The 16,704-nt window shown below is 62.9% G+C and carries 16 protein-coding genes; 9 read left to right on the top strand and 7 right to left on the bottom strand.

The window, feature by feature from the left end:
- Positions 1-610 precede the first annotated feature (610 nt).
- From citD to citF, 3 genes are read left to right on the top strand one after another with little or no spacing between them, the layout of a single operon-like run.
- Complete coding sequence (citD, locus tag I6E04_RS09655) at positions 611-910, top strand: citrate lyase acyl carrier protein (RefSeq protein ID WP_235422986.1); 300 nt, start codon at positions 611-613, stop codon at positions 908-910.
- Positions 910-1,827 carry an aldolase/citrate lyase family protein gene (locus tag I6E04_RS09660; RefSeq protein WP_235422987.1) on the top strand — a complete coding sequence of 306 codons (918 nt, stop codon included), beginning with the start codon at positions 910-912 and terminating at the stop codon, positions 1,825-1,827. Before citD ends, I6E04_RS09660 begins: the two co-directional genes overlap by 1 nt.
- Before the next feature lie 15 nt (positions 1,828-1,842).
- Positions 1,843-3,405, top strand: coding sequence for a citrate lyase subunit alpha (gene citF / locus I6E04_RS09665; protein WP_235422988.1), 1,563 nt, complete (start codon positions 1,843-1,845; stop codon positions 3,403-3,405).
- Positions 3,406-3,710: 305 nt separating this feature from the next.
- On the opposite strand, the gene I6E04_RS09670 is transcribed toward citF, so the two are convergent.
- The 3 genes from I6E04_RS09670 to I6E04_RS09680 form a co-directional block, all read right to left on the bottom strand.
- Complete coding sequence (locus I6E04_RS09670) at positions 3,711-4,676, bottom strand: triphosphoribosyl-dephospho-CoA synthase (protein WP_235422989.1); 966 nt, start codon at positions 4,674-4,676, stop codon at positions 3,711-3,713.
- Positions 4,663-5,364: a GntR family transcriptional regulator gene (locus I6E04_RS09675; RefSeq protein ID WP_235422990.1), complete on the bottom strand. Its 702-nt coding sequence runs from the start codon at positions 5,362-5,364 to the stop codon at positions 4,663-4,665. Before I6E04_RS09675 ends, I6E04_RS09670 begins: the two co-directional genes overlap by 14 nt.
- Positions 5,365-5,697: 333 nt before the next feature.
- The gene (locus I6E04_RS09680) at positions 5,698-7,068 is read right to left on the bottom strand and encodes a CitMHS family transporter (protein ID WP_235422991.1); all 1,371 of its coding nucleotides are present in this window, start codon (positions 7,066-7,068) and stop codon (positions 5,698-5,700) included.
- A 520-nt stretch (positions 7,069-7,588) separates the two neighbouring features.
- Here I6E04_RS09680 and I6E04_RS09685 point away from each other — a divergent pair.
- The 6 genes from I6E04_RS09685 to I6E04_RS09710 all read left to right on the top strand — a co-directional run bounded on the left by I6E04_RS09685 (position 7,589) and on the right by I6E04_RS09710 (position 11,784).
- Entirely contained in the window at positions 7,589-7,930 is a 342-nt protein-coding gene (locus tag I6E04_RS09685) for a hypothetical protein (protein WP_235422992.1), read from the top strand.
- 12 nt (positions 7,931-7,942) lie between these two features.
- Positions 7,943-8,362 carry a biotin/lipoyl-containing protein gene (locus tag I6E04_RS09690; protein ID WP_235422993.1) on the top strand — a complete coding sequence of 140 codons (420 nt, stop codon included), beginning with the start codon at positions 7,943-7,945 and terminating at the stop codon, positions 8,360-8,362.
- 54 nt (positions 8,363-8,416) lie between these two features.
- Positions 8,417-9,562, top strand: a complete 1,146-nt coding sequence (locus tag I6E04_RS09695) for a sodium ion-translocating decarboxylase subunit beta (protein WP_235422994.1) — start codon at positions 8,417-8,419, stop codon at positions 9,560-9,562.
- An 18-nt stretch (positions 9,563-9,580) separates the two neighbouring features.
- Positions 9,581-9,718: an OadG-related small transporter subunit gene (locus I6E04_RS09700; protein WP_235422995.1), complete on the top strand. Its 138-nt coding sequence runs from the start codon at positions 9,581-9,583 to the stop codon at positions 9,716-9,718.
- A 105-nt stretch (positions 9,719-9,823) separates the two neighbouring features.
- A complete protein-coding gene (citX, locus tag I6E04_RS09705) occupies positions 9,824-10,390 on the top strand; it encodes a citrate lyase holo-[acyl-carrier protein] synthase (protein ID WP_235422996.1) in 567 nt (188 codons plus the stop codon).
- Between the two features lie 2 nt (positions 10,391-10,392).
- On the top strand, positions 10,393-11,784 hold the full coding sequence (locus tag I6E04_RS09710) for an oxaloacetate decarboxylase subunit alpha (RefSeq protein WP_235422997.1): 1,392 nt from the start codon (positions 10,393-10,395) through the stop codon (positions 11,782-11,784).
- 252 nt (positions 11,785-12,036) lie between these two features.
- Here I6E04_RS09710 and gltA read toward each other — a convergent pair whose 3' ends face one another.
- The 4 genes from gltA to I6E04_RS09730 all read right to left on the bottom strand — a co-directional run.
- Positions 12,037-13,437, bottom strand: a complete 1,401-nt coding sequence (gene gltA, locus I6E04_RS09715) for an NADPH-dependent glutamate synthase (protein ID WP_235422998.1) — start codon at positions 13,435-13,437, stop codon at positions 12,037-12,039.
- Entirely contained in the window at positions 13,425-14,261 is an 837-nt protein-coding gene (locus I6E04_RS09720) for a sulfide/dihydroorotate dehydrogenase-like FAD/NAD-binding protein (protein ID WP_235422999.1), read from the bottom strand. Before I6E04_RS09720 ends, gltA begins: the two co-directional genes overlap by 13 nt.
- A 197-nt stretch (positions 14,262-14,458) precedes the next feature.
- Positions 14,459-15,088, bottom strand: coding sequence for an aminoacyl-tRNA hydrolase (gene pth, locus I6E04_RS09725; protein ID WP_235423000.1), 630 nt, complete (start codon positions 15,086-15,088; stop codon positions 14,459-14,461).
- 358 nt (positions 15,089-15,446) lie between these two features.
- The coding region (locus tag I6E04_RS09730) for an endonuclease domain-containing protein (RefSeq protein WP_235423001.1) at positions 15,447-16,704 on the bottom strand (1,258 nt) is incomplete at its 5' end.

A 16,704-nucleotide genomic window follows, 5' to 3' on the forward strand; every position in this document is an offset into this window, starting at 1 on the left:
GAGTTGAATAATCCATGTTGAGCTGGGATATCATGACATGCGGCGCGCGGATCCATCAGGGAGTCGATTGCGCGAAGATGCGCTGTCGGCACGGGTGCGGACGCTCATCGCCCGCACATCCAGGGAACGTCTAAACATTCCAGATAGTATTAAAAGACGAACAGTAGGATTGCTGAAATTCAGCAAACATGTGGCCGTCGAGGGTTGCTGGTTCGCACGATAGCCATCGAGCGGCACTATCTGTTCGGGGGGCATGCAAGAGCGCCGAGGACTGATAAGGTCCGAGAACGAGGAAATGAGTATCAAATGCGCTGCCAGATGCCCCCATACCATGAAAAGACGTAATGGAAAAACATGAATCCGAGGAATGCCTTGCGTGAAGTACAACAGAAAAACAAGTAAACGGACGCAAATCAGGGCCGAACGGCATAAAAACACCTGAGGAACATCTGAAGTTCAAAACATTACATGCAGGACTTAAAAAGCATGAACTAGAAGAAAATAAGTAATCGAGGAATCTTTTATGATGGGACTGCGTAAGATTCGATAGACCGACGGGAGCGCGGGCAATCGCCCGTGGCACCGCCGGGCGCAACAGAGAGGAGCGCGGATGGTTATCGAAAAGACCGCAATGGCCGGCACGCTCGAGTCGAGCGATGCCCAGGTGACCGTATCGCCCGCCGATGCGCTGGAGATCGTCATCGAGAGCAGCGTCATCAACCAGTACGGCCGCCAGATCAAGGCCACCGTCGAGGAGACCCTCGACCGCCTGGGTGTCACGACCGGCCTGGTGTCCGTTGTGGACAAGGGCGCGCTGGATTGCACGCTCAAGGCCCGCGTCGAGTGCGCGGTGTTCCGCAGCTGCGATGCTTCGATGTCCAACATCCCCTGGGGAGGTGCGATTCAGTAATGGCTAAGATCACTCGTCCGAAGCCGAACAAGGACCGCCTGCGCCGCACCATGATGTTCATGAACGCGCAGCGCCCGGGTCTCATCAAGGATGCCTACATCTACGGTTGCGACTCCATCATGCTCGACCTCGAGGACGCGGTCGCCGTCAACCAGAAGGACGCCGCCCGCTTCTCGCTGTATCACGCCCTGACCACTATCGACTACGGCGACACCGAGGTCATCGTCCGTATCAACGGCACCGATACCGAGTACTGGCAGGAGGACGTGCGCGTCTGCGTCGCCGGTGGCGCCGACGGCATCCGTATCCCCAAGTGCGAGACCGCCGCTCAGGTCCGGGAAGTCGAGGCCGCCGTCGAGGCCGCCGAGAAGGAGTTCGGCGTCGAGGTCGGTCGCACCCTGCTCATGGCCGCGCTCGAGAGCCCGCTGGGCATCATGAACGCCTACGAGATCTGCACCGCGTCCGACCGTATGCTCGGCTGCGCCATCTCCGGTGGCGACTTCCGCACCTCCATGCACGTGCAGATCGAGCCCGACGGCATCGAGATCAACACGGCCCGCTCCATGATGCTTCTGGCCGCCCGCGCCGCCGGCGTGCAGTGCCTCGACACCATGTATCCCAACCTGGATGACGAGGAAGGCTACCGTCAGGAGGTCGACCTCATCGTCCGCATGGGCTTTGACGGCAAGTCGCTCATCAACCCCAAGCAGATCGCATACGTGCACGAGCGCCTCGCGCCCACGCCCAAGCAGATCGCCCATTCCGAGAAGATCGTGCGTAGCTGCCGCGAGCAGGCCGACGCCGGTGTCGGCGTGTACGTCGTCGACGGCAAGATGGTCGATCCCCCGTTCTTCAAGGAGGCCGAGCGCATCATCGAGCTCGCCAAGAAGTGCGGCGTTTACCACGGCGATCTGTAAGAGAGGAGCCAAGATATGATTAACGCAGTCGGAAGGGATATCCCCGACTACCTGCTCGAGAACGGCAAGGAAGTCTATCAGGGCCGCTTCGCCAAGGACGGCCAGGTGCTCAAGCGCGACGCGCCGACCTGTGTCATGCACGAGAAGCCGGTTGCCGACAAGCTGTGTGCATCCATCCGCGAGGCCTGCGAGAAGTGCGGCGCTCACGACGGTATGACCATCAGCTTCCACCATGCGTTCCGTAACGGCGACTACACCGCCTCCATGGTGTGCAAGGTGCTCGTCGAGGAGATGGGCATCAAGGACCTGCGCGTGGCCGCCACCTCGCTCGGTGACGCCCACAACCTGCTCGCCGACTACATCGAGCAGGGCATCATCGTCCAGGTCCAGGCGTCCGGAGTCCGCGGCCGTATCGGCGACGTCATCTCCGCCGGCAAGCTCAAGGAGCCCGCGATCATCCGCTCCCACGGTGGCCGTCCCCGCGCCCTCATGGCCGGCGAGCTCCACATCGACATCGCGTTCCTCGCTGCCGCGTCCTGCGACAAGGTGGGTAATGCCTCCGGCAACGGCGGCAAGAACAACTGCGGTTCCATGGGCTACGCCATTCCCGATTCCAAGTACGCCGACCGCGTCGTCGTGCTGACCGACACCCTGGCCCCGTTCCCCAACGTGCCGGCGTCCATCAAGTGTGAGGACGTCGACTGCGTCGTCGTCGTCGACGAGATCGGCGATCCCAAGCGCATCGGCACCAAGGAGGCCCGCGTCACCCAGGATCCGCGCAACCTCATGATGGCCGAGCGTGCTGCCGACATCATCGCGTGCACCCCGTGGTTCGTCGACGGCTTCTCCTATCAGACCGGCGCCGGCGGCCCGTCTTTGGCCGTGACCCGCTTCCTCGAGGAGCGCATGGACGCCAAGGAGATCAAGATGGGCGTCGCCTTCGGTGGCATCACCGGCAACATGTGCGACCTGCAGGATCGCGGGTACGTCCGCAAGATCGTGGACACCCAGGACTTCGACACGAAGGCCATCGCCCACCTGCATGATTGCCCCGATCATATCGAGATGACCGTGAGCGACTACGCGAACCCCGCCAACAAGGGCGCGTACGTCAACTACCTCGATTACATGATCCTCGCGGCCCTCGAGGTCGACACCAAGTTCCACGTTAACGTCATCACCGGCTCCGACGGTGTCGTGCGCGGCGCGCCCGGTGGTCACCCCGACACCGCTGCCGGCTCCAAGTGCTGCATCATCGTCACGCCGCTCGTGCGCGGCCGCATGCCGACCATCTGCAAGGACGTCACCACGGTGACGACCCCCGGCGAGTGCGTCGACGTCGTCGTGACCGACTACGGCACCGCCGTGAACCCGGCCCGCCAGGACATCATCGACTGCATGGACGCCGCGGGCATCCCGCACGTGTCCATCGAGTGGCTGCAGGAGAAGGCTTACTCCATCGTGGGCGAGCCCGATCCGCTGCAGTGGGAGGACAAGGTCGTCGCCATCGTCGAGGCGCGCGACGGCAGCATCCTCGACGTCATCCGTCAGGTCAAGCCCTATTCGTTCGACGAGTAACGGCCTGCATCGGCTGACAAGGCCATAGACGTGCCAACGGCCCGGCGGCTTTGCCGCTGGGCCCGTTTTTAGCTAGTCCGAGGGAGCAGGGCGATTCGCAATGTCCCAAAAGGAGCCAGGAGAAAAAATGGGACATCCGAAGTGAGTGCTTTGTATCGGGCCTATTGGGTAGACTGGGCATTTCAGCAACAAAACCGCAGGTCAGAAATGGCTTGAGCGGCGGTATACAAAGCGTTTCCTAATAGAAACACTCACTTTGGATACGGCTCAAAGCACAATCATATCGAATTTAATTCTATTAAAATCTAATATATTTCAGTGGGTGCGGTTTCGTACGCGAGCGCATCCACGCCGAAGAGCCCCTCAAGTAGTCCGAGGAAGATGCCAAGCGAAAGCAGGTCAGCGGCTCCACCGGGGCTTACGTTGCGGCGCGTAAGCGTCTCGTCGTAGGCGGCAAGTGCATCGATGAGCTGGGTATAGGGAAGTGCGGCGGCATCAAGTCGGTGGCAATACGCGCGATGATCGACGAGCGCGTCGGGCCCGCCGCGATGGACGACGTTGGTGTCTTCGAGCACCGCCATGATCTTGACCAGGCAGCGCAGCAGCTCCTCGCGTGCGGACGCGGCTTGCGCGATACGGGGTTCTGCCTCGTGCAGGTAGGGGAGGACGGTGGAGCGCAGCAGCGGATAGCCCTGCGCCGCCTCGCCGCGCACGCCCTGCATACCGCGCTCGAGCAGTAGGCGCTCGCCATGGGTCAGGTTGGTATCGCCCGCCTGCGTGCGTTGCCGCAGTTCACGGACATCGTGGTCGAGCAGTCCTTCCGCCATGCGGGCAACAAGCCGGAACATCGCCGTGGTGTCCTCCGGAGCGAACGGCAGGACGTGACCGCGCGACACCAGCGCGCCGGTCGCACCCAGGATAAGTGCGAAGGTGAAGTTCGCGCCCTTATGCGTGTTGACGCCGTCGGTGGCGGCGAACATGGCGGCTTCGGCGCGAATGCCGATCGCACGCATCTCGGCGGCAAGCTCGGAGGGCGTGGCGTCGCCGCATACCATGCCGGCTTCGACGTACTCGACAAATAGGGGCTCCAATGCGCGTGCGCTGGCAAGAAATGTGGTGATGTCCATGTCGGTATGGGCGCCGTTGGAGACGGCATCGACCAAGCCGGGCTTGGGCGTAAGACGCGCCTCGGCGACGAGCGAGGCGCGTGCGAGCGATGCGATATACGTGGCGGTTGCCGAAGGCGAGGGCGAATCGTCAGTGAACGCCAACGGACGTCATCTCTTCGTTGACAAGGCTGTACGAGTTCTTGAGGTGCGCACGGACGACCTGTTCGATCTTCTTCTCGGGCCCGAAGCGCATGGCAAGGTAGATACCCCAATGCTCCTCGAGCGCCTGGTTACGACGGTCCTCGGGTCGTGCGGAGACGTTGCGGAAGTAGCGCGTGTAGGCCTGCAGCGGCTCGATGATGCTTTGCAGGCGGGGGCTGTTGGCCTTGCTGAAGACGAAGCGGTTGAAGTCGTCCCAGTTCTGGACCACACCGGTGACGTCGTCGGCGGCGTTCAGGCGCTGGCCCTCCTCGAGCAGGGCGCGCAGCTCCTCGAAATCCTCCTCTGTCATGTTGCGCGCGGCTTTGGTGGTCGCAAGCGTCTCGAGCACGACGCGAATCTCGAAGACCTCCTCGGCGTCGCGCTTGCTGATGCCGCGTACGATGACGCCGCTGCCCGCCTTGCGTTCAACCAGCCGTTCAGCGGCGAGTTGGTCGAGGGCGGCGCGGATGGGTGTACGGCTGATGTGCAGCGATTGGGCGAGCTGCTTTTCGTTGATCGTCGTGTCGGCGGGAATGCGGCCCAAGGTGATGGCCTGCTTGAATGCCGCGAACAGCGCATCTTTGAGCGGCGCGTTCTTTGAAAGGTCGAGGAACTCGCACAGGGTCAGCATTAACGACTCGGTGTCCATGCAGTACCTCCTGACTTATCGCATGCCCCTCTTGATGGTGCAATTGTAATAGATGCCTTTACATCGCGTTTTGACGATACGCATCAAATGTGTCGCGCATCATTCCAATTTGGAACAAAGACGGCTGTTTATGTAAACCCGACAAAGGGGACAGTGCAAACGGCGTGCTCGCCGTTTGCATAAGGAGCCGGTTTGCCTTCGTGGGGTAGCGCGCGATTGCGTGAGGGGAAGGAAAGGGTCGCCCGCGCGCACGAAAAACCCGCGGGCACCGAAGCGTCCGCGGGTTTTTGGAAAGAGGGAGCCAAACTTGGTTCCCGCGCAGAGCTAGGTGAACTAGGCCTGCGGGATGTACAGCGGGATGGCGCCCGTGGCCATGATCGTGACGACGAAGATCACGAAGATGCACGCTGCCCACTTGCCCGCAGCGCGCTGCCACTCGCCCAGATCCTGGCCGGTAAGACGCAGGAGCAGGTAGATGAAGGCGGTCAGCGGGGACAGCAGGTGGAAGGCCTGGCCCATGAGGGAGGCGAGAGCCATCTGCAGGTTGGTGAAGCCGTACGCATAGCCGGCCTCGGCGATGGCGGGCATAACGCCGAAGTAGAAGCCATCGTTGGAGATGAAGAACGTGCCGGGCGCGGAGATGAGGCAGACGATGAGGCCCCAGAAGCCGGCGAGCTGCGTCGGGATGATGGTGATCAGCGACTGCGCAACCGCGTCGGACATGGACAGACCGAGCTCGGAGTCACCCTGGAACAGGCCCATGAAGATGCCGGCGCCGAAGATGAGGATGACGACCTGCACCGCGTCGCCGCCGTTGGCGCCGATGCGAGCGGACTGATCCTTGATCTTGGGGTAGTTGACGAGCAGGGCGATGATGGTGCCGAGCATGAAGAGCATCTGGTTCGGGAGCGAAATGGCCTCGATGAAGGAGCCAGCGACCAGCCACGCGATGAGGACGACGGTCATGATGGCGTTGAAAGCCCAGTTCTGCGGACGACGGAGCTCGAGGGTCTCGGGATCATCGATGGCGCAGAGCTCGTCGATCTCGGCCTGCGTGAACTCGGTGACGCCGAGGCGCTCACGCTCCTTCTTGCCCATGTAGCGGGCGACGACCACGATGTTGAAGATCACGGAGATGATCATGCCGGGCATGAGGTAGGACAGGATGTCGCCACCGACCTCGCAGACGGCCATCGCACGAGCGGTGGGGCCGCCCCAGGGCAGCAGGTTCATGACCGTGTTCTGAAGGATGACGAGGACTGCCAAGTTCATCTTCTTCATGCCGAGCTTCTCGTAGATGGGGAGGAACGCGGCGCAGCAGACGAGCGTCGTGGTGGTTCCGTCGCCGTTGAGCGAGATGCACGCGGCGACGACCGAGGTGGCGATGAGGACCTTCATGGGGTCGCCCTTCGCGAACTCGATCATCTTCTTGGTGATGGGGTCGAACAGGCCCGCATCGAGCATGATGGAGAAGTACAGAATAGCGAACAGCAGCAGGATACCGGTATTAGCGGTGGTGCCGAGGCCGTTCATGACCCAGTCGCCGATGAGCGTCCACTGGGAGATGTTGCCGGTGACGATGAGCACCAAGAACGCGAAAACCATAGGAATCGTGCACAGTGCCACGAGCGGCGACAGTTTCTTGGTCATGACGCAGAACATGAAGACTGCGATCATAAGCCAACCGAGGATGGTTATAGCCATAACTTCACCCTTCCCTTTCCCTTTTCCCTTTTCCAACCGAACCAATACAACGTGGCTGGCTGCGCGAGTGCAGTGCGCACAGTCAGCCGATGCTCGCAGAAAAGGATAGGGCGCATTCCTGCAGGGAATGCCTGGAAGAGACCATTAGGAACACCAGAAAAACAACATCTATGTGGGGAAAAAGTAAAACCGCAGGTCAGCGCTAGAAGAAAATAGCTATCGGCTCCATAGGAATACACAATCGCCGTTCGCCTGCCCGTACCGACCGTTCGCCGGTGGTGAATCGGCGCTCAGCGGGCGCGTTTTTGGGTGGATAGGCGGCGAAAACTAGAATAGATTTCAGGAAACATCGAGCTAGCGATAGGTAAGACAACAGAAGTACACGATGGTGCACACGTGAACAACAAAAGTGCATGCAGTCCATTCTGTACGCCTATAAAGTAGTAAACATGAATCGCTGGCACGATTGCGGAGGCAATCGTCGTGTGATTGCCACGGATAACCGAGGGGAAGTGAGTACATGGGCTTCTTTGATTGGTTGCGGCGCAAGGATGCCGAGCCCGAGGCGAAGGCCGCGGCGGCGCCGGCCACCGCGCCGGCTCCTCCGGCGTCTGCGCAGCCGGAGGAGGAGTGGGAGAAGATCCCCGCTTTTCTGCCGGTCGATGCGTCCGAGCACCGAGCGGTCGTGATCGCGGCAACGGCGATCGCGGCGGGCGACCGACCCGAGAGCCAGCTGGTGGTGCGCCGCGTGAACGCGGTCAATCCAGAGCACCGGCTCGTCTCATGCATCGCATCGGCGCTTGCCGCCGGGGCGATGGAAACCAGCCAGTTCGTCGTTAAAAACGTCTACAAGAGAAAGTGATGGAGGAGGACCATGCTTCGCAAATTCAAAATCTCGATCGACGGGACCCAGTACATGGTGGAGATGGAGGAGATCGGCGCCCCGACGCCGACGCCCGCTGACGCCGTAGCCGCTCCGGCCCCCGCGCCCGCCGCTGCTCCCGCTCCGGCTCCCGCGCCCGCGCCTGCCGCCGCGCCCGCGCCCGCTCCCGCCGCTGCGACCGCTGCCGCTCCGGCCGGTGCCACCGCCCAGACCGCTCCCATGCCCGGCAAGATCATCGACATCCAGGTGAAGGTCGGCGACACCGTCAACGCGGGCGACGCGGTCATGGTGCTCGAGGCCATGAAGATGGAGAACCAGATCATCGCCGAGTCCGCCGGCACCATCGCCTCCATCGCGGTGGCCAAGGGCGACATGGTGAACCCGGGCGACGAGCTGTTCAGCATCGCCTAGCGCTGGTAGCACGACGCGTGCACCCGCGCGGTGCATCTATATAAGGAGAGACCATTGGAAGTACTGAATCAAGCCGCTGACGTGCTTACCGCGGGCGTACTCGGCCTCGGTGCCGAGCCGGGCCGCATCGTGATGATGCTCGTCGGCATCGTCCTCATGTACCTGGGCATCAAGAAGGAGTACGAGCCCACGCTGCTCGTGCCCATGGGCCTCGGCACCATCCTCGTGAATATCCCCGACTCGGGCGTGCTGCTGACCGGCGGTGAGCCCGGCCCGTTCCAGATCCTGTTCGACATGGGCATCGACACCGAGCTGTTCCCGCTGCTGCTGTTCATCGGCATCGGCGCGATGATCGACTTCGGCCCGCTGCTGGCGAACCCCTTCCTGCTGCTGTTCGGCGCCGCCGCGCAGTTCGGCATCTTCTTCGTGATCATCGTGGCCGGCCTGCTCGGCTTCAACCTGGCCGACTCCGCCTCCGCGGGCATCATCGCCGCGGCCGACGGCCCCACGTCGATCTTCGTGGCCAACTCGCTGCAGTCCAAGTACCTCGGCGCGATCATGGTCGCCGCCTACTCCTACATGGCGCTCGTGCCCATCATCCAGCCGATCGCCATCAAGGCCGTGACCACCAAGAAAGAGCGCATGATCCGCATGGTGTACAAGCCGGGTTCGGTCTCCCAGACCGCCAAGATCATCTTCCCGGTCGTCATCTGCATCGTCGCCGGCCTCATCGCGCCTGCGTCCCTGCCGCTCGTCGGCTTCCTGATGTTCGGCAACCTGCTGCGTGAGTGCGGCGTGCTCGACAACCTGTCGATGTCCGCTCAGAACGAGCTCGTGAACCTCATCTCCATCCTGCTGGGCCTGTGCGTGTCCGTCCGTATGCAGGCCGGTGAGTTCCTGCAGGTCGATACGTTGATCATCATGGGCCTAGGCCTGCTCGGATTTGTGATGGACACCGTCGGTGGCATCATGTTCGCCAAGGTCCTGAACATCTTCCGCAAGGAGAAGATCAACCCCATGATCGGCGCGTCGGGCATCTCGGCGTTCCCGATGAGCTCCCGCGTCATCCAGCGTCTTGCCACCGAGGAGGATCCGGGCAACTTCATCCTCATGCAGGCCGCGGGTTCCAACGTGGCGGGCCAGATCGCTTCGGTCGTTGCCGGCGGCCTGATCCTCGGCATCGTCCCCGGCATGCTCTAAGAGAGGGGGATCTGAGCTGTGTTTACGACTAAGATTCTGAGCGAGTCCCTGATCATCCTGGCCCTCGGCTGGGGCGGCATCTTCGTCGTCATGATCATCATCTACCTGGTGTCCATGGCGCTCATGCGCCTGTTCCCCGCGGACAAGGACAACTAGGTTCAGCGCTACGTCGAGGGTGCGGCCGGGCAGGCGTCCGCCGCACCCTCGAGTTTCAGGCACGATTACGGATCCGGCCATCGTGCGGGCAAGAAGGGAGGAGCCATGAGCGAGTCGACCGAGGCGCTGGTCGCCATGGTGTTCGACGGACCCGAAGCGGCCCTTCCCGACATGCTCGACGCGCGCGAGCGTCGCGCTGCCTGCCAGCGCGAGCTGCTCGCGGATGCGCGCGACGACGAATCGCTGCTGTGCATCACCCTGTCCATCCCCGGTCCGCACAAGACCTCGCCGGTGCTCGAGCATGTGTTCGACGTGCTCGCCGCCCAGGCCGAGGCCGCTCTCGACGGGGCCGCGGTGCGTGTGCGCCGCGCGCTCGGCGGGGTATCGGGCCCGGAGCTGCTGATGCTGGTGGCGCTGCCCGCCCGCGAGACCAAGCGCCGCGTGGTGCAGGTCGAGCAGACGCACCCGTTGGGCCGCCTGGCCGACCTCGATGTGCTCGGGCGAACGGGCGATACGCTGTTTTCGGTCCAGCGAACCGAACTGGGGCTGCCGCCCCGCAGATGCCTGATCTGCGACGGCGAGGCCAAGGCGTGTGCTCGTTCGCGCGCGCACACCGTGTACGAAATGCAGGAAACAATTGCCCAGATGATTGAGCAAGGGGGTTATATCTAACCATGAGCAAGCAGATCAAGTTCACCGAGACCGCCCTGCGCGACGGCCAGCAGAGCCAGATCGCGACCCGCATGCCCATCGAGGACATGCTGCCGATTTTGGAGACGATGGACCAGGCCGGTTATTACTCCATGGAGGTCTGGGGCGGCGCCACGTTCGACTCCTGCCTGCGTTACCTCAACGAGGATCCGTGGGAGCGCCTGCGAACCTTCCGCGCCCATGTGAAGAACACCAAGCTGCAGATGCTGCTGCGCGGCCAGAATCTGCTCGGCTACCGCAACTACGCCGACGACGTCGTCGAGAGCATGGTCAAGAAGTCCGTGGAGAACGGCATCGACGTCATCCGCATCTTCGATGCCCTGAACGACGTCCGCAACCTGCAGACCTCCATCCGCGCTGCCAAGGAGGCCGGCGGTGAGGTCCAGGCTGCCATCTGCTACACCACGAGCGACGTCCACACGATTCCGTACTTCGTGAACCTCGCCAAGGAGATGGCCAAGGCCGGCGCCGACACCATCTGCATCAAGGACATGGCCGGCGTGCTCGAGCCCAGTGTCGCCACCGAGCTCGTGGGCGAGATCAAGGCCGCCGTCGACCTGCCGCTCGAGGTCCACACGCACTGCACCGCGGGCATCGCCGAGATGACGCTGCTGAACTCCGTCAAGGCCGGTGCCGACATCATCGACACCGCCATCTCCGCCTTCGCCGGCGGCACTTCGCAGCCCTGCACCGAGTCCATGGCCATCGCGCTCGAGGGCATGGGCTACTCGACCGGTCTGGACATGGACAAGCTCGAGGCCATCGCCCAGCACTTCGCGCCCGTGCGCACCAAGTTCAAGGAGAACGGCACCCTGAACCCCAAGGTCATGGAGGTCGAGCCCAAGGCGCTGCTGTACAAGGTGCCCGGCGGCATGCTCTCCAACCTGATCTCCAACCTCAAGGATCTCGGCGTGTCCGACAAGTACAACGAGGTTCTGGCAGAGGTTCCGCGCGTCCGCGCCGATCTTGGCTATCCGCCGCTGGTGACCCCGCTGTCCCAGATGGTCGGCTCCCAGGCCATGATGAACGTTGTGACCGGCGAGCGCTACAAGGTCGTTCCCAAGGAGATCAAGGATTACGTCCACGGCCAGTACGGCAAGTCCCCGGCGCCGATCGATCCCGAGGTCCAGAAGATGATCATCGGTGACGACGAGCCGATCACCTGCCGTCCGGCCGACCTGATCGAGCCCGCGCTGCCCAAGCTGCGCGAGGAGATCGCCCAGTACGCCAAGACCGAGGAGGACGTGCTCGACTACGCCCTGTTCCCCGAGCAGGCGCGCGACTTCCTGGGCCGTCGCGAGGATCCGTTCTACGACGTTCCCGTGCAGGAGGTCGAGGTCTCCATCGAGGCGTAAAATACCCCAGGGGTTTTTTGACATCGAGCGGGCGGCATCCGGTTCACCCCGGGTGCCGCCCGTCTGTTCCGCTCCGGGAAATCGGGGGGCTGGCAGCGGGAAAATGGGGACAGGCACTTTTTTTCCCAGGTCTGGGAAAAAAGTGCCTGTCCCCATTTTCCCGCTGCCTGCCCCCGATCTCCCGAAGCGGAAAGAAGGCGCCCGCCGGCGAGATGCCGACGGGCGCGTGTCGTTTAGAGAGATCGGTTCGGCCTACTCGCCCAGAATCGTCTTCTTGATAGACGCGGCGGCCTTCTTGCCGGCGCCCATGGCCAGGATGACGGTCGCGGCACCGGTCACGATGTCGCCGCCAGCCCAGACCTTGGGGTTGCTCGTGCGGCCGTCCTCATCGGTCTCGATGAGGCCCCAACGGTTGAGCTCGACATCGGCGCAGAGCTTGGCGAACGGGTTCGCACGCGTGCCGATGGCGGTGATGGCCACGTCGCAGGGGATGGCGAACTCGGAGTCCATGATGGGCACCGGGCGGCGACGGCCGGAGGCATCGGGCTCGCCGAGCTCCATGCGCTGCAGCTCGATGGTGGACACGAAGCCGTCCGGGCCGGCGAAGAAGCGCAGCGGGTTGCACAGCTCGAGGATCTCGACGCCCTCTTCCTTGGCGTGGTGGATCTCGGCGCGACGCGCGGGCATCTCGGCCTCGGTGCGGCGGTAGGCGAGCGTCACGTGCTCGGCGCCAAGGCGCAGGGCCGTACGCGCGGCGTCCATGGCCACGTTGCCGCCGCCGAACACGACGACGTTCTTGCCGCGACGGATCGGCGTGTCGTACTCGGGGAAGTCGTAGGCGCGCATCAGGTTGGTACGCGTGAGGTACTCGTTGGCGCAGTACACGCCGGGCAGGTTCTCGCCCTTGACGTGCAGGAAGCGCGGCAGGCCGGCACCGACGGCGAGATACAGGGCGTCGAAGCCTTCCTCGAACAGCTCGTCGGCGTCAAACAGGCGGCCGGCGACCGAGTTGTACTCGAAGTGGACGCCCAGCTGCTCCAGACCCTGGATTTCGCGCTTGACGATGGCTTTGGGCAGACGGAACTCGGGGATGCCGTAGGTCAGCACGCCGCCGCCGGTGAAGAACGCCTCGAACACGGTGACGTCGAAGCCCTCGCGCGCGAGCTCGCCGGCGCAGGCGATGCCGGAGGGGCCGGAGCCCACGATGGCGACCTTGTGGCCGTTGGCCGGCTTGCACTCGGGCGCCTCGCCGACCTCGTCTGCCATGTCGCCGAGCATGCGCTCGAGCTGGCCGATGGCGACCGGATCGCCCTTCTTGCCGAGGATGCACTTACCCTCGCACTGGTTTTCCTGCGGGCACACGCGGCCGCAGACGGAGGGCAGCAGGTTGTCGGCCTTGATGGTGGCAAGGGCGCCGGCCCAGTCCTCCTCGCGGATCTTCTCGATGAACTGCGGAATGTGCACGCCGACCGGGCAGCCCTCCATGCACAGGGGTTTCTTGCAGTCGAGGCAGCGATTGGCCTCGGCGATGGCGTCGGCCTTGGTGTAGCCGGTATCGACCGGGCGGAAATCGTGAGCGCGCTCCTCAGCGGGCTCCTCGTTCGCGGGGGTGCGGGGCGCGCCGATGTTGGGGCGATACTTTACTTCTGGCATGCGCAATCCTCCTCATAGCGCTTAATGGATGCGGCCTCTTCGGCGCGGTAGCTGGCCTGACGATGAGCGAGGTCGTCCCAGTCGACGAGGTCGGCGTTGAAGTCGGGGCCGTCGACGCAGGCGAACATGGTCTCGCCACCGACCTCGACGCGGCAGCAGCCGCACATGCCGGTGCCGTCGACCATGATGGGGTTCAGGCTCGCGATGATAGGAATCTTGTGCTCGCGGCAGGTGCGCGCGGAGAACTTCATCATCGGGACGGGGCCCACGGCGAAGGCGGAGTCGATCGCATCGGTCTCGCACAGGCGCGAAAGCGGCAGGGTCACGACGCCCTTCTCGCCCATGGAGCCGTCGTCGGTGGTGACGAAAAGCTCCTCGAGGGGCAGCGCGGCGAACTGCTCGAACAGGATGAGCAGGTCCTTGGTGCGGGCGCCCATGATGACGTAGACCTTCTTGCCCTGCTCGCACAGCATGCGGGCGACGGGGTAGGCGATGGCGAGGCCCACGCCGCCGCCGATGACGGCCACGCGGTCGCCCTCGACCTCGGTCGGCTGACCGAGCGGGCCGGTGATGTCCTGGATGTAGTCGCCCTCCTGGAGCTTGGAGAGGCACTCGGTGGTCTTGCCGACCACCATGAAGATGAACTCGATCCAGCCCTCCTCGGGGTTCCAGTTGGCGAAGGTGAACGGCACGCGCTCGCCCGTCTCGTTGATGCGCACCATGAGGAACTGGCCGGCGTGAGCCTTCTTGGCCATCCTCGGGGCGTGGACGCGGAACTCGAAGACCTTCTCCGAGAACTGCGTCTTTTTAAGGATCTTGTACATAGAACCCCTCTCTTATCAGGCAAGGGACGCTTGGGCCCGTTGGGCCGGCGTCCCATGTGCAACCCCGCACGCGCGGTTGGCGCATACAGCACTCAGTATACTATTGTGCGCCTTGTTGCACGCGACAGCTCGGTAGGTGGCCGGACGGGGCGCGTGCGAGCGGACGCGTTTTCGCCTTGCCCGGAAGGGCGCTCGCGTCAGTGCTTGCCGTTGTTGGCGGCGCTGCCGTTCACGTGGTCGCGGGCGAACACGACGCCGCGCGTGAGGGCGAGCGCTGCCGCCTCGGCGGCGCGGAACGCCGTGTCGTCGAACTCCTCCGCCTCGCGGGCGCGAAGCTGCTTGAGCACGAAATCGGCGACGGCCATGCGGCCCGGGGGATCGCCGATGCCGACGCGCACGCGGCTGAAGTCCCTGCTTCCGAGCTTGTCGATGATCGAGCGCAGACCGTTGTGGCCGGCGTGCCCGCCGCCGACCTTGACGCGTACGTCGCCGGCGGGGATGTCGAGCTCGTCGTGGATGACCAGCAGTTCCTCAGGGGAGATCTTGTGCGCTGCGCATAGCTTGGAGATGGGGCCGCCGCTCGTGTTCATGTACGACTGCGGTTTGACGAGCAGCACCTCGCGCTTGCCGCCCTCGGCGTCCGTGTCGTTAACCTGGATGCTTGCGACCTCCGCGCCCGATTGGTTTTTCCAATACGTGACGTTCGCCTGACGAGCCAGCGCATCGACGGCGCAAAAGCCGGCGTTATGGCGCGTGCGCGCGTATTCCTCGCCGGGATTGCCCAGGCCGGCGACCATGCGGATCTTTTTGGGCTGAGCCGCTGCCATGCGGCCTCCTTTCGACTGCGTTTTCACGCTCAACATGGTGACGAGGGCGCGCATGATTGTCAATTTCGGTGTGGGTGACCTTCAGAGTGGACAGTTTGTTCAGATATGAAGGTCTGAGCACGGCAGACGGATGCAAGAGATCACAGAACGCAATAAATCGTATTATCCGAGAAAACACGTGTGCCGAGTGTCTTTATCACAGACCCCCTAAATAAGCCAAAACGGCAGTATCTAGGGACGCCTGATGGGATTGAAACCTTCATATCTGAACAAATTGCCCACCTGGACGTGAGCACACTGAGGTCGTTCCTCTATTTCCGGCAAAACGCGTGAGGATTGGCCTGCTGCGGAGGGGCAGTCAAACCAGCGGAAGCCCCGTTCCCATCCGAAGGCCGTTCAGGAGGTTCTGCTGCCTTTCCCGATAGCCGTCGAAGCGATAGCGGAAGCGTCTTCCTGCCGCGCGGTAGATCGACATGGCGATCGCTTCCAGGGCGGGGATGTCGTACAGCTGCTCGCGCGTCACGACGATCACCGAGACGCCCATGCCCTTGAGGCCGTTGTTGCGTTTCGCGTCATGCAGGGTCGCGCGTGCGGTCTCATGGTATTCGCCGTTGTATTCGAGCGCGGTTTTGGCTGTCGGTATGTAGGCGTCGCAGGTTGCATAGGGTATGCCCGATGCCATGGTAACCGCTTGGGAATTGAAGACGATTCGCTTGTTAAGCAGCATGCCGCCGCCCGGCAGACTGTTGCACGCAAATCCGCCATGGCTTAAGGGCAGCCCGAAGACGCCGTACATGATCGATTCCATGGGGGACGCGGAGCCGGCCTTAACGTGGCGGACCGCCTTGCGAAACGATGCGTACTTGCTGCTGCGCGCCCATGCGGATAGCGTCTGGAGGTCCGCGATGGTCGTCGCCGGTTCGCATCCGTAGCGGACTTGCTCGACCGGGACGGCTCGCTGTGAATCCTGCGTTTCCGGTTGACCGTCTGTGTCATCGCTGCGGGCGTTCTTGTTCGAAGCGCTGCTCGTCTGGTCTTCGGGGCTCCAAGGCTCGCCATCCGCGATGGGGAAGGTTGCCTCCTCAGGAAGGGTATAGGTGCCGAGAAGTTCCATGAGCAGCATGAACGTCGCTTCATAGGAGTGATCGAGGGAATACTGCAGCGCGGCGAAGGCGGGGGAGACGGTATAGAGATCGTGTTCGATGCACTGGATGGCTCCTCGTGGCAGGTTGCCAGTGTGAACGTGGGCGATAACGCTGCGGGGTTTCGAGGGCCGGCGGGATGCTGGCGATGCGACAAGAAGGTGCGGTGGGCGGAAGTCGGATTCGTCGACGAGGCCGAGCCGATCGAAGTACGCCATGTCGAGCTGGGACTTGTTGGGGATGCAGGTGTCCAAGGCCAAGCGCGCATCGGCGGCAGACAAGGTGTCCCAAGCGACGGCGGAATGGATCCTTCGCTCGCGGCGCAGCGCCCGAAGCGCGTTGATATGTGAGAAAACCAATGTGCTCATATTAAAAATAATACTATACATATCTGTATAAGTATGTAAATAATAGTAGCTAATGTTAAGAATCGTGGAATCACGAAGGGTGAACGAGGGGCGCAACCATCGGGGA

Source organism: Collinsella tanakaei (genome assembly GCF_021531055.1).
GTDB lineage: Bacteria > Actinomycetota > Coriobacteriia > Coriobacteriales > Coriobacteriaceae > Collinsella > Collinsella tanakaei_B.

Coding starts and splice junctions, on each gene's coding strand:
- citD (WP_235422986.1), top strand. CDS start 611: ATGGTTATCGAAAAGACCGCAATGGCCGGCACGCTCGAGTCGAGCGAT.
- I6E04_RS09660 (WP_235422987.1), top strand. CDS start 910: ATGGCTAAGATCACTCGTCCGAAGCCGAACAAGGACCGCCTGCGCCGC.
- citF (WP_235422988.1), top strand. CDS start 1,843: ATGATTAACGCAGTCGGAAGGGATATCCCCGACTACCTGCTCGAGAAC.
- I6E04_RS09675 (WP_235422990.1), bottom strand. CDS start 5,364: ATGGACACCGAGTCGTTAATGCTGACCCTGTGCGAGTTCCTCGACCTT.
- I6E04_RS09680 (WP_235422991.1), bottom strand. CDS start 7,068: ATGGCTATAACCATCCTCGGTTGGCTTATGATCGCAGTCTTCATGTTC.
- I6E04_RS09685 (WP_235422992.1), top strand. CDS start 7,589: ATGGGCTTCTTTGATTGGTTGCGGCGCAAGGATGCCGAGCCCGAGGCG.
- I6E04_RS09690 (WP_235422993.1), top strand. CDS start 7,943: ATGCTTCGCAAATTCAAAATCTCGATCGACGGGACCCAGTACATGGTG.
- citX (WP_235422996.1), top strand. CDS start 9,824: ATGAGCGAGTCGACCGAGGCGCTGGTCGCCATGGTGTTCGACGGACCC.
- I6E04_RS09710 (WP_235422997.1), top strand. CDS start 10,393: ATGAGCAAGCAGATCAAGTTCACCGAGACCGCCCTGCGCGACGGCCAG.
- gltA (WP_235422998.1), bottom strand. CDS start 13,437: ATGCCAGAAGTAAAGTATCGCCCCAACATCGGCGCGCCCCGCACCCCC.
- I6E04_RS09720 (WP_235422999.1), bottom strand. CDS start 14,261: ATGTACAAGATCCTTAAAAAGACGCAGTTCTCGGAGAAGGTCTTCGAG.
- pth (WP_235423000.1), bottom strand. CDS start 15,088: ATGGCAGCGGCTCAGCCCAAAAAGATCCGCATGGTCGCCGGCCTGGGC.